At 57.9% G+C, this 11713-nt stretch carries 13 protein-coding genes and 1 pseudogene; 11 read left to right on the plus strand and 3 right to left on the minus strand.

The annotated features are described in order from the left end of the window. Positions 1-113: 113 nt before the first annotated feature. The 5 genes from DU506_RS12005 to DU506_RS22155 all read left to right on the plus strand — a co-directional run bounded on the left by DU506_RS12005 (position 114) and on the right by DU506_RS22155 (position 6731). A complete protein-coding gene (locus DU506_RS12005; protein ID WP_268877324.1) occupies positions 114-830 on the plus strand; it encodes a TRAP transporter substrate-binding protein in 717 nt (238 codons plus the stop codon). Between the two features lie 3 nt (positions 831-833). Then, positions 834-1355, plus strand: coding sequence for a TRAP transporter small permease (locus DU506_RS12010; RefSeq protein WP_114487165.1), 522 nt, complete (start codon positions 834-836; stop codon positions 1353-1355). A gap of 38 nt (positions 1356-1393) precedes the next feature. After that, the gene (locus DU506_RS12015) at positions 1394-2671 is read left to right on the plus strand and encodes a TRAP transporter large permease (RefSeq protein ID WP_114487166.1); all 1278 of its coding nucleotides are present in this window, start codon (positions 1394-1396) and stop codon (positions 2669-2671) included. A 9-nt stretch (positions 2672-2680) separates the two neighbouring features. Continuing rightward, positions 2681-3934: a M20 family metallo-hydrolase gene (locus tag DU506_RS12020; RefSeq protein ID WP_114487167.1), complete on the plus strand. Its 1254-nt coding sequence runs from the start codon at positions 2681-2683 to the stop codon at positions 3932-3934. 61 nt (positions 3935-3995) lie between these two features. Further along, positions 3996-6731, plus strand: coding sequence for an amidase (locus DU506_RS22155; protein WP_235825567.1), 2736 nt, complete (start codon positions 3996-3998; stop codon positions 6729-6731). A 143-nt stretch (positions 6732-6874) separates the two neighbouring features. Here DU506_RS22155 and DU506_RS12035 read toward each other — a convergent pair whose 3' ends face one another. Together DU506_RS12035 and DU506_RS12040 are read right to left on the minus strand one after the other, a co-directional pair. Further along, entirely contained in the window at positions 6875-7141 is a 267-nt protein-coding gene (locus DU506_RS12035) for a winged helix-turn-helix transcriptional regulator (protein WP_114487168.1), read from the minus strand. 161 nt (positions 7142-7302) lie between these two features. Next, entirely contained in the window at positions 7303-7560 is a 258-nt protein-coding gene (locus tag DU506_RS12040; RefSeq protein WP_328587977.1) for a transposase, read from the minus strand. A 176-nt stretch (positions 7561-7736) separates the two neighbouring features. Between DU506_RS12040 and DU506_RS12045 the strand changes: the two genes are divergently transcribed. The 5 genes and pseudogenes from DU506_RS12045 (at position 7737) to DU506_RS22810 (ending at position 10667) form a co-directional block, all read left to right on the plus strand. Further along, on the plus strand, positions 7737-7988 hold the full coding sequence (locus DU506_RS12045) for a hypothetical protein (protein ID WP_147273751.1): 252 nt from the start codon (positions 7737-7739) through the stop codon (positions 7986-7988). A gap of 134 nt (positions 7989-8122) precedes the next feature. Beyond that, positions 8123-8383: a hypothetical protein gene (locus tag DU506_RS22160; RefSeq protein ID WP_415843635.1), complete on the plus strand. Its 261-nt coding sequence runs from the start codon at positions 8123-8125 to the stop codon at positions 8381-8383. 75 nt (positions 8384-8458) lie between these two features. Next, positions 8459-8932, plus strand: a complete 474-nt coding sequence (locus tag DU506_RS12055) for a hypothetical protein (protein WP_114487170.1) — start codon at positions 8459-8461, stop codon at positions 8930-8932. A 28-nt stretch (positions 8933-8960) separates the two neighbouring features. After that, a complete protein-coding gene (locus DU506_RS12060) occupies positions 8961-9368 on the plus strand; it encodes a hypothetical protein (RefSeq protein WP_114487171.1) in 408 nt (135 codons plus the stop codon). 31 nt (positions 9369-9399) lie between these two features. Next, positions 9400-10667: pseudogene (locus DU506_RS22810) on the plus strand (IS3 family transposase). A gap of 124 nt (positions 10668-10791) precedes the next feature. Here DU506_RS22810 and DU506_RS22175 read toward each other — a convergent pair. Then, positions 10792-11079, minus strand: coding sequence for a helix-turn-helix domain-containing protein (locus DU506_RS22175; protein ID WP_235825569.1), 288 nt, complete (start codon positions 11077-11079; stop codon positions 10792-10794). A 56-nt stretch (positions 11080-11135) separates the two neighbouring features. On the opposite strand from DU506_RS22175, the gene tnpA reads away from it, so the two are divergent. Further along, positions 11136-11549 carry an IS200/IS605 family transposase gene (gene tnpA / locus DU506_RS12080; RefSeq protein WP_114487174.1) on the plus strand — a complete coding sequence of 138 codons (414 nt, stop codon included), beginning with the start codon at positions 11136-11138 and terminating at the stop codon, positions 11547-11549. Positions 11550-11713: the final 164 nt, after the last annotated feature.

Consider the following 11713-nt stretch of genomic DNA (forward strand, 5'->3'; position numbering starts at 1 on the left):
GGCGGCAGAAGATAGTCGGTCTGGCGGTCAACGGGGATGAAGCGGCTCATGGCGTCGTTCCGGTGGGGTGGCAGGAGGCAAGTATCTCATGACGTTATCTAAAATCCGACAGACTGCTAGGTAACTTCGAACCGCGCATGCAGATCTTGGATCTGCCGTTCCTGTTGCCGAATTACGACACCATGGTCGAAGTACTCGACGGGGACGTTGGGCGTGAAATCCTCGATACGCTCAATGACGACAACATGTATGGCGTTAACTTCTGGGGGGCTGGTTTCCGACATATCACTAACAATGTCCGCCCAATCGAAACCCCGGAGGATCTTGACGAGATTCGCATGCGGACCATGCAGGCACCCATCATTATCTCTACCTATGAAGAACTGGGCGCCAATGCGACGGCCATGGCCTTTACCGAGGTCTACAACGGCCTGCAGCAGGGAGTCGTCGAAGGGCAGGAAAACCCGTTGGCCAACATCTACACCATGCGCTTTTATGAGGTGCAGGATTACTTGTCTCTTACCAGCCATGCCTATCACGCTTACGCGGCAGTGATTAACAGCGATTCATGGAACTCACTGCCCGAAGATCTGCAGGAAGTGATGATCGAGGCATTCGATAACGGACGCCAAGCGTCGCGTGAACTCACACTTCAGGATGAGGAGCGTATTCTTCAGGAAATCGAAGATGAAATTGCGATCAACGAAATCACAGACGAAGCCCGTGAAGACTTCATCGAGGCAAGTATGCCAGTGCATGAAGAGTACGAGGACATCGTGACGACAGAGCTTCTTCACAAAGTCTATGACATCGTGGGCATCGAGTATTGATCTATGTTAGAAGCGCTCAATAACCTCATTGATCGCTTGGAAAAGTTGGCGATGGTCGCTTTCATGTCGATTGCGACCATCATCACCACCTTCCAGGTCGTCTACCGCTACGGCTTCAACAGCTCGCTCTCTTGGGCAGAAGAGGTCGTAATCTACTCCATTGTCTGCATGAGCTTCGTCGGCGCCAGCATGGGTGTTCGCCATGGGGTTCACATCTCGGTGGACGTGCTCAATGCCTTCGCACCACCTGCAGTCAATCGCTGGCTTCATATCCTCACGGGCGTTTTGGGCATCGCTTTCGCCATTGCGCTGGCCTATCTGGGATTCAGGCTTTTCTTCAGTACTCTCGAACGCGGAATGTTGTCCCCCGCAATGCGCATGCCCATGGCATGGGTCTACTTTCCCATCGGCTTTTCAGGTGTGTTGCTGATCATTCGTTATTGCTGGGTGATCAAAGAGAACTGGCAAAAGCCACCTGCCACGATGGCCGAAGAGCTCGCTGCTGAAAAAGACAAGCTAGTGTGACGGTCGTCCTGCCCACCGTGACTACCTGAGGAAACCTCATGATTACGGCCTTGTTGCCCATCTTCTTTGCTATATTGCTGTTGGGGCTGCCGATCTTCGCGGCGCTGGCCTTTGCCGTGATACTTTCCATCCAGTTCTTTGGCAACACCGATCCGGTGATCGTGCCCATGCGCATGTTCTCGGGCATGAACAACTTCTCGCTGATGGCGATTCCCTTTTTCATTCTTGCTGCCGAACTGATGCGCATTGGCGGTCTATCAGACCGCCTGATCGATCTCGCCAAGGCGCTCGTCGGCTGGGTGCCTGGCGGACTGGCGGCGGCGACGGTGCTGTCCTGTCTGTTCTTCGGTTCCATCTCGGGGTCGAGCCCGGCCACGGTGGTAGCCATCGGGAGTATCATGTTTCCAGCCTTGGTGGCGGCCGGTTATGACAAGCGCTTCGCGATTGGGGTGATTGCCACAGCGGGTACCCTGGGGCCTATCGTGCCACCCAGTATTGCGCTGATCATCTACGGCTCGGTCACCGGAACTTCGGTGGGACGCCTTTTCGCCGCCGGACTCCTGCCCGCCATCCTGATTGCTTCGATCCTCATTGCCTATTGCATCGTTTACTCGTCCTTCAAGGGCTATGGCCGTAGCACCTTCCCGTCACTGCGTGAGATCGGTTCGGCGTTCAAGGCGGCGGCCTGGGGGTTGGGCTTGCCGGTCATCCTGCTGGGCGGGATCTACAGCGGCGTTTTCACACCCACGGAGTCCGCCGCCGTGGCCTGCATATACGGCCTCTTCGTCGGGATGGTGGTCTATCGGAAGATTGACGTGAAGAACCTGCTGTCGACGCTGAACAGTGCGGGGCTGATGTCGGCGTCCCTGTTGCTGATCACCGCGGGGGCATCGGCCTTCTCTTGGTTGCTGGCAATTACCGGGGCACCGACACAGCTGGCGAGTGAGGTTCTCTCCTGGACCGAAGATCCCATCCAGGTCATGGCGCTGTTCAACGTGGTCATGATCATTGCCGGCTTCTTCCTCGACAGTGCCTCAGCCATCATTGTGCTGTCGCCGCTTCTGCAGCCCATTGCCGCCCAGGTTGGCGTGGACTCGACCCATTTTGGTGTTATCACGCTTATCAACTTCTCGGTCGGCATGATTACCCCGCCCGTGGGCCTTAATCTCTTCGTGGCAATGGCCATCTCCAAGATGACATTGCCGGAGGTGTTCAAGGCATGTCTACCGTTGATCGGCTTGATGCTGCTGTCGCTGGTGATCATTACTTACGTACCTTGGATCAGTACCTACCTGCCTGATTTGATTTACCGCTGAGGAGTTGACATGACGGAGTTATCGCAACTGCGTGAAACCCTGGATGGCCAGCGCCTCTGGGACGATGTCCAGGCGCTGGCGACCATCGGGGCCCTGGAGCCCAAGGGGATTCGACGGCTGGCACTCGACGCCCAGGACAATCGTGCTCGTCTGTGGCTCGCTGAGCAGGGTCGCTCATTGGGTTGCGAGGTGTTCTTCGATGCCCTAGGCAATCTCTTCCTGCGTCGCGAGGGGCAGGATGCCTCCCTGGCCCCGCTGTTGATCGGTAGTCACATGGATAGTCAGCCACTGGCCGGCGCGCATGACGGGGCCTTGGGGGTGCTGGCGGGTCTGGCGGTGTTCAGGACCTTGCAGGAGCAAGGCATCGAGCATCGGCGCCCGCTCGAGATCGTTTCCTGGACGAACGAGGAGGGCGCTCGCTTTGCTCCGGGCGCCTCGGGGTCCTCCTGGTTCGCCGGGCAGCGGGAGTATGACGACATCATTGCCGCCCTGGACGGAGACGGCGTGCGCTTCGGTGATGCTCTTCACGAGTGCCTGTCTCTGCTGGAGGACAATGGTCTCGTGTACCGCCCGGCCCCCTTTGTCCCCTACGCCTTTCTCGAGCTTCACATTGAGCAAGGACCAGTGCTGGAGCAGTTGGGCAAACCGGTGGGCGTCGTCAGCGGGATCCAAGGTGTCAACTGGTATCGCATTGAGGTCGAGGGAGTGGCTAATCATGCCGGTACCACCCCGCGTCAGGCGCGTCGGGATGCATTCGATGGTGCCCATGAGCTAGTGTCTGCGCTGAAGGCGGCAACACGTGAGCAAGACGATGATCTGCGCTTCACCATCGGCAAGTTTTCTCTGTGGCCGGATGCTGTCAATACCATTGCCCAGCGGGCCACCTTTACCATCGATCTGCGCCATCCGACACAAGAGGTACTGGATGTGCTCGACAGCCAGTTCCATGTCCTAGCCGAGCGGGAGTGGAGTGGCTGTGAAGTCACCCTCGAGGTGACATCGCGGGTGGCACCGGTGGCCTTTCCCGAGCGTCTGTTGGCCGTGCTTCGCGAGAGCGCCCACAGTGTCTGCGCAGAAGCGCCGGAACTCGTTTCCGGTGCCTTCCATGATGCCATCCATCTGGCCCAAGTCTGTCCGACAGCCATGCTGTTCACTCCCTGTCGAGCGGGCATCAGCCATCACCCCGACGAGCATATCGAGCGTAAGGATGCCGACATTGCGGTGCGTGCCCTGGCCGAGGCGGCGTCCCGCCTGTTGGGCTGATCACCCGTGGCATTCGATGTGCCTGCTCAACTCCATACCGTACTCATAAGAAGGCCCCACCATGATGCACATGTCCCCGATCTTTCTTCCACTGCGAGAACAGCATGACCGGCTGCGCGGTGGCTCGCTGAGTGCTGTCCAGCTTGCCGACGCGGCAATTGACCACCACGCCAGTCGCGGTGCCCTTGATCATGCCTACCTGACCTGGAATGGCGAGGCCGCTAGTGAGATGGCCCGCGCAACCGATAGCGTTCTTGCCAGTGGCGGTGACACGGGCCCCCTGATGGGGGTCCCGGTGTCGATCAAGGATATCTATGCGGTGCCGGGGCTGCCAACCTATGCTGGGTCCGCCCGGCGATTGCCGCGACACTGGGAGGAGCCGGGACCCATGATTTCGGCGCTGTTGCGTCAGTTGCCCAGTGTAATGGGCAAGACTCATAGCGTAGAGTTCGCCTTCGGTGGCCTGGGCACCAATGCCCATTGGGGGGCGCCTCGCAATCCCTGGGATAGAGTCCACCACCGGACACCCGGCGGGTCCAGTGCCGGCGCCGGGGTATCGCTAGTCAACGGGACGGCAGGCCTGGCGCTAGGGACGGACACGGCAGGCTCGGTGCGTGTGCCTGCCGCAATGACCGGCGTGGCAGGCCTCAAGACAACGGTGGGGCGCTGGTCGACGGCGCAGATCGTGCCGCTGTCCGCCACTTTGGACACGCCGGGATTGCTGGCCCGCAGTGTCGACGATCTGGTCTTTGCCTTCGATGCGCTGGACGGTTCGCTGGCGACCCGGTCCAGCAGGGTGCCAGCGCGCCCATCACTTGCCGATCTGACCTTCGGGATACCGGAGGCCTATTTCTGGGAGGACTGCAGCCCGGGCATCGCCGAGTCCGTTCAGGCCGCCATCCGTCAGCTTGAAGCCGCGGGTGCCCGCATCGTGAGCCTGGATCTGCCACGCACGGATGAGGTCTTCACCCTTTTCCAGCAGGGCGGGCTGGCGGCGGTCGAGTTGGCAGCTTTCCTCAAGACCCAGCTACCGGAGGCCATCGACGGTCTGGATCCCAATGTGGCGGCCCGGGTCAAGGCGGCCGACGACATCCCCGGCTGGGAATATGTCCGGCGCTGTGACGTGCTCAAGTCGCTGACGGCAAGTGCCGCTGACTGCCTGACGCGTGTCGATGCCCTGCTGACCCCGACCGTGACGCTGACGCCGCCGACCCTCGAGAGCCTCGAGCCAGAAGGGGCCTATCCCAAGGCCAACATGCAAGCCCTGCGCAATACGGTGGTGGGGAACTTCATGGGCCTCTGCGGGTTGACGCTGCCGGTGGGCAAGGACGATGCCGGCATGCCGGTGGGCTTACAGGTGCTGGCCGGACCCTGGCAGGACGCGCGGCTGCTGGCCATTGGCCAGGCTATCGAGGCCGAGCTGGGTAACAGCCTGGCCATTCTCGGTGTCCCACCGGCCCGTGACATCGGTGTGAAACAATCATGGCATCCGGTGACCCTTCAGCATGAGAGGAGTGCAGGCATGACCGAGCTCAATGACACCACCATTGACGCCTTCCGGGCCCAGCTTACCCGAGGGGAATGTGAGGACCTGGCCTGGTGGCATGCCTGCCAGGCACGGATCGAGGCGTTTGAAGCGGATGTCCAAGCCTGGGAATACCTCAAGCCGCTGACCTCGACCGCGATTCTGCCGTACCCCGGGCAGTTGCTGCGCGGTGTTCCGGTGGGCATCAAGGACATCATCGACACCGCCGACATGCCGACCACTTGGGGGACCGGGGGCTATCTCGTCTCGCCGGGGGCTGTTGTGGATGCCGCTGTGGTCACCCTGCTCAAACGACAGGGTGCCATGTTGCTGGGTAAGACCGTGTCCACCGAGTTTGCCTACTTCACGCCTGGCAAGACGCGCAATCCGCAGGATCTCTCACGTACCCCGGGCGGCTCCTCCAGTGGCTCAGCGGCCGCCGTAGCGGCCGGCATGGTGCCTCTCGCCTTGGGAACACAGACGGCCGGAAGCATCATTCGTCCGGCGAGTTACTGTGGTGTTTTCGGCTTCAAGCCCACCGTCAATACGGTATCCTTCTCCGGAATCAAGGCCTTTGCTCCCTCGATGGATACACTGGGCTGGTTTGCCCGACACATCGAGGATATCTGCACAACCTTCACGGCCTTGACCCGCTCTGACGTCATCAAGGTACTACCCGATCTCGGCGGCATCCGTGTCGGGCTGCGTAACCTGCCGGGTGACGGGCCGCTAGACCTCGATGTAGAGCAGGCTTTGTCCAGTACCGCCAGGCGTCTGGAACAGGCCGGCGCCAAGGTTTTTGCGTTGCCCCTGGATAGTCGTTACGACGCCCTCGTCATGCATCACCAAGTGGTGCTGGCCTATGAAGCGGCGCAGACGCTGGCCAGTGAATTTCAACAGCATGGCGAGGAAATGGGAGCCAGACTGGTCGAGTTGATCGAGCAAGGCTTGGCGACATCCTATGCCGACTATCGGGTGTCCCTGCTAGCGGCCGAGCAGTGTAAACAGGCACTATCGAGAGTGTTTGCCGATGAGGTAGACGTGATCCTGGCAGCGAGTGCCCCAGGAGTTGCCCCGGCGGGCCTTCATGCCACCGGGGATCCAGTCTATTGTCGGGCCTGGACGCTGCTAGGGGTGCCGTGTCTCAACCTGCCACTGAGCAAGGGGCAAGACGGACTACCCGTAGGGGTGCAGCTTATCGCTGACCGCTGGCAGGACGAACAACTCCTGTCGATTGCGCGAACGCTCATCAATGCTCTTGGCATGCAGTGAACGGCCTTCATGATTGACCAGGTCTTGTATCAGCTCCCGCTCCAGAGCATCTTCGCTCTGGTAGCTGTCTGCCACTTTCCATTCCTTGGAGTATTTCTCCAACACAATGAAGCTGCTGGATTCAGCGATGGGTGTATAAGTTGTCACAGATGAACCTCCCAATGTCCGGTTTTGTCCGAGCCGATGCGTGTGAGCTTGCCCGCCTGTTGCAACTTGGCCAGTGCGCGGGCAATGGTACGAACGTCCTTGCCGAGAATATCGGCAAGCTGTTGGCGGGTGAGTTGGTTGTTGTCGTGCAGTAAGCGCAGCAGTGCTTCCGGCGTTTTTAGCCCTGTTACATTTACAGGGGCGTTTACGGAGGCATTTACAGGGGCGTTTTGTGCCAAGGTTTGAGCAATCACTGATAGCATGAATTGACATCCTCCCCTTCCTTCGCGCTGGCGCGACTCAGGAAGAAGATTCCCTTTCAGGTGACCACTGGTCGCCCGGTGGTCTGGTTCCTGCTGCTGGCGGCCCTACTGCACCACTCACTTCACAGGCGCTACGGGCGTCGTCCCGCCCTGATCAGGTCTTACTGGTTCGAGGCTTCGCGCAGGTCGAGGCCTCGGTGAAGCACGTTGATAGCTCCTCCGATATCAGCGTTTTCGGCGTAACCGCAGTGCGTGCAAAGAAAACTCGCCTGAGTCTTGCGGTTGTCTGCCGACTTGTAGAAGCAGGCTGGGCAGGTCTGGCTCGTGTGGTGCGGTGGTACCGCCACAAACAAGCCCCCGGTCCATGCCATCTTGTACTCAAGCTGGCGTCGAATCTCGTACCAACCTTGGTCGAGGATCGAGCAATCGCCCGGTCTACCCGACCATCCTTGTTTTCAGGCCTGTGTCATGAATAACCCAGGCTCACCCTTATGAAAATCTTTCAGAAGTCAATGATCTAAAGGGTTGGAGGGCTTCTGAGGATGATGAGGGCTTTTGGCAACATTTTCATGAAAAAGTCGCTCCAAATCAGCCCTTGCTTGCACATTTGATCGTTACAGTAGCGAAACTAGAAAAAACAGGATGGGCTATACCCGACCGATTGAGAGGTTCCGAAAGTGCGAAGGGCTATGTGCTTTCAGCCGATACCACAAAACTGTGGCTGCGTTCTTATGCTTCAAACTTATTTGAGTTTGAAGATGAGGAAGATGATGCGGCCAGATACCACAACACTTTTACTGACGATATGGAGCTTGAGATTCCTGCTTTGGAGAGACGCTTTATGTAATTCAATGAATTCTGATAGGTTCATTATTCATAAGGCTGCAACAGAATCGCTGTGATCTCAGCGGAAAACACTAATATTCAAGCGGAGAACTCGTATGCCCCACACCTGCAGCGGCGGACGCGGTATCGTGCGGCTTGGTTGAGAAGGCTGGCGCTTGGTACAGCTGCCAGGGCACGCGCATCGGCCAAGGCAAGGCGAATGCCGCCCAGTATTTGGAAGAACACCCCGAGCTAATGGCGGAAATCGAGGCAGGGATTCGTGCTCAGCTATTGCCTGACTCCAATCAGGCGCCGCCCGCCGAGGAAGCCCTAGCGCCAGCCGATACCACCGCATCGTCAGCGCAAGACGATGGTATGGCAGACGCACTTCTGGATGAAGAAGTGCCGCTTGAGTAAGCGTGAGCGAACAACATGGCCATCCTCAAGCCCGGCAAGACTTACCGGGCTTGCTATCTACTCTGAGAAACCGAGATGCATACAGAAAATCAAGCCGTCCTGGATAAACGCCACGAAACACAAGCCGACACGGGTACAAGCGAGCATGACCCATCAGGCTCCGCTATCAGCAATGAAACTGTCGAGCAGTCAAAAGAAGGCCAACAAACCGAGATCCTGAGCCTTGATGCGATAGCGCCGCATGCCGATGACATTTTAGAGGCCGCCAAAACCTTGGCTGCGGCAGCAAAAAAGGTGGAGAAGAACCGATCTGACGAAGAAGAGGCGAAACACGCCGCGCAAACGCTTCAGGAAGAAGCTAATGAGGCGTTTAACCGCCGCTTGGAAAACCGCACATCAACTGAAATGCGCAGCTTTGAGGAAGTGCAAAAGGACGTACTGAAGGCGCTCAAGAAGTTTGACAAGGCCGCTGAAAGTGCCGCCGAGGAAACCGCCATATCACAAGGCGCATACCAAAAGTTGCTCGACATTATTACTCCTGCGCGCTGAAGCGCGATGGGTATAAGGAGTAATTTTGATGAGTGCAAATCTGTCGCACAATGCTGTCATCGGTTTGCCCGAGGCGATGAAGCATTCTAGAGCGATCCTGGCGGCAGCCCAAAAGCTGGCGTCGGCGGTCCATAAAGCGCGAAAAAAACAGTCGGAAGAAGAGCAGGCGCGTGAACTGGCAAAGCGTCTTCGCCACGAGGTTCATGCGGCGCTGAAAGCCGTGCCAGATGGAGATCCCTCTGAGCTTTTGCGGATTGAACGGACGATACAAAAAGACTTGATCAAGGCGAACAACGAGATTGATCGTGCCATTGAAGGTGCCAATAAGGAGGAAGAGAAGTCGGAACAAGCGTATGCCGATCTGTTGGCGGTACTTACCGAACACCGGAAGATAAACCCAACTGAAGTGGTCCCCAAAATTCGGACCAGGCGCTAAGCTCTGATCATTCCGACAGGAGAACGTGATCATGAGCAGGAAACGCCGACAGTACAGCAGTGACTTCAAGGCCAAGGTGGCTCTCGCCGCTCTTAAGAGCGATCAGACCACGTCGGAAATCGCTGCCCGCTTCGAAATCCATCCGACCATGGTGAGCCAGTGGAAGCGCGAGTTGCTGGACAACGCCACCGGCATCTTCGAGAGCAAGGGCGGCGGCAAGGCGGCCCAGAAGACCCAGGAGGAGATCGATACGCTCTACCGTGAAATCGGCAAGCTGACGGTGGAACGCGATTTTTTGTCACGCAGGCTCGATCGTTGAGTCGGGCCCAGCGCCTGGCACTGGTCGGGCCTCAGGCGCCTGACCTCAGCCTCCGTCGCCAGTGCCAGTTGCTCGGTATCAGCCGTTCCTCGGTGTATTACCAGCGCAAAGAGCTGCAGGCCTACGACCTGGAACTGATGCGCTTGATTGCCGAGGAACATCTGCGAACGCCAGTCTATGGCTCACGTCGGATGACGATCTATCTCAACCGTCTGGGACACCAAGTGAACCGCAAGCGAGTCCAGCGGCTGATGCGCCAGATGGGGCTGCAGGCGGTATATCCGAAGCCGCGCACCAGTCGCCCGGGTGAAGGACACCGGATCTACCCCAGGGCTATCGCAGTTAGAAATAATTGCTTTCTAAGGTCTTGGCTTCATACCAGACATCAAGTGCTTGGCAATAGTCTGAACAATAGATTCGAGCACCCATCTGCCAACTGCGATAGCCCTGGGATCTACCCTTACTTACTGCGGGGACGTGTCATCGACTGCCCCAATCAGGTCTGGGCGACCGATGTGACCTATCTCCCCATGGCACGTGGGTTCATGTACCTTGTGGCCATCATGGATTGGCATAGCCGCCGTGTGCTCGCCTGGCGAGTATCGAACACCCTGGATACCGACTTCTGCATCGATGCCCTGGAGGATGCCCTCGCGCACCACGGACCACCCGAGGTCTTCAATACGGATCAAGGCTGTCAGTTTACAAGCAAGGCATTCACTGACGTGCTGGAAGCCCATGAGGTCCGGATCAGCATGGACGGCAAGGGCAGTTACCAGGACAACATCTTCGTTGAGCGGCTCTGGCGCAGCGTGAAATACGAGTGCGTCTATCTGAAAGCCTTCGAGGATGGCGCTCACCTGCGCGAGGAGCTGAGTCGTTACTTTATCTGGTATAACAGGGATCGGCCCCATCAGGGACTCAACGATGCAACACCCGATGAGGTGATGCTCTTGAGCTTGCCGTCAACCGGACGGTGAATCTTTGTCTTGATCGGCCCGAGCTTGGGCACCTTGACCCAATTCTCCCCGGATTTAATCCCAACGCAGTGATAGCTCGCTGTTTTCCACGCTTGCTCTTGAAGCGGGGATAGCCGGTCTTCTGCTAGGGATCAAAGAAGCGCTGAAATGCCTTGTCGAGGTTAATGCACGCCTGTTGGAGGGCGATGGAGTCCGCCTCTTTCATCCATCCATACTTGCGGGACTTCTTGGCGACGGTCAGTAGCCGCTTGGTGTCGTGCTTAGCACTCAACGACTGGCCGTGGCGCTTGTAGCGGTGAGATATGATGCGAAGGCCGGTGTTGTAGCAGAAACGCACCATGCCGAACTGACGGTTAAGAAACGCCGCCTGCTCGGACGTGGGGTGGATGCGTATCCTGGTGGCTTTCAGCATGTCAGTGTTCCTTACTATACTTCCCATAAATTAGAGGCTTAGACGAGGTAAAACAAGTGAGTGTGCATGAAAATTATCGGCGAGGCCGTTACAGCGTTACGCGGCTCGTCGTCCATTTCGCTTTCACGACGAAATATCGACGCAAGGTGTTCGACGGCCACATGATTGGACAGCTTCGAGAGGCGTTTGAATCGGCCTGCGGGAAGCTCGACTGCCGTATCCTTGAGTTCGACGGTGAGGAGGATCACGTCCACCTGCTCATCGAATACCCGCCGGAGCTATCGATTAGTGTGCTGGTGAACAATTTGAAATCCACCTCTTCCCGGCGGGTGCGCTTTTTGAATGCCCATATCCCGAGGTTGAGCAAAAGTGCTGCACTGTGGCCGCGGTCTTATTTTGCCTGTAGTGCGGGAGGGGCAACGATTGAAGCGCTCCAGGAATACGTCAATGGACAGAAGACACCCGACTAGAACGGCTGCGCAGTACCCGCTTGTATCCCCGCCCGAGTGGGCAGAGGTTTACGCGGTTTTTTGCTAAGCCACACTAACCCCGTCAGCGTGGTTTCATTTGGAAAATGTCAGTGCCGGTGCCGCCCGCGGAGTGCTTTGGCAATGCCGAGCAGAGAAATAGCTGT

Source organism: Vreelandella rituensis (assembly GCF_003336665.1).
In the GTDB taxonomy this organism is placed as follows: Bacteria; Pseudomonadota; Gammaproteobacteria; order Pseudomonadales; family Halomonadaceae; genus Vreelandella; species Vreelandella rituensis.

Coding starts and splice junctions, on each gene's coding strand:
- DU506_RS12010 (WP_114487165.1), top strand. CDS start 834: ATGTTAGAAGCGCTCAATAACCTCATTGATCGCTTGGAAAAGTTGGCG.
- DU506_RS12015 (WP_114487166.1), top strand. CDS start 1,394: ATGATTACGGCCTTGTTGCCCATCTTCTTTGCTATATTGCTGTTGGGG.
- DU506_RS12020 (WP_114487167.1), top strand. CDS start 2,681: ATGACGGAGTTATCGCAACTGCGTGAAACCCTGGATGGCCAGCGCCTC.
- DU506_RS22155 (WP_235825567.1), top strand. CDS start 3,996: ATGATGCACATGTCCCCGATCTTTCTTCCACTGCGAGAACAGCATGAC.
- DU506_RS12035 (WP_114487168.1), bottom strand. CDS start 7,141: ATGCTATCAGTGATTGCTCAAACCTTGGCACAAAACGCCCCTGTAAAT.
- DU506_RS12055 (WP_114487170.1), top strand. CDS start 8,459: ATGCATACAGAAAATCAAGCCGTCCTGGATAAACGCCACGAAACACAA.
- DU506_RS12060 (WP_114487171.1), top strand. CDS start 8,961: ATGAGTGCAAATCTGTCGCACAATGCTGTCATCGGTTTGCCCGAGGCG.
- DU506_RS22175 (WP_235825569.1), bottom strand. CDS start 11,079: ATGCTGAAAGCCACCAGGATACGCATCCACCCCACGTCCGAGCAGGCG.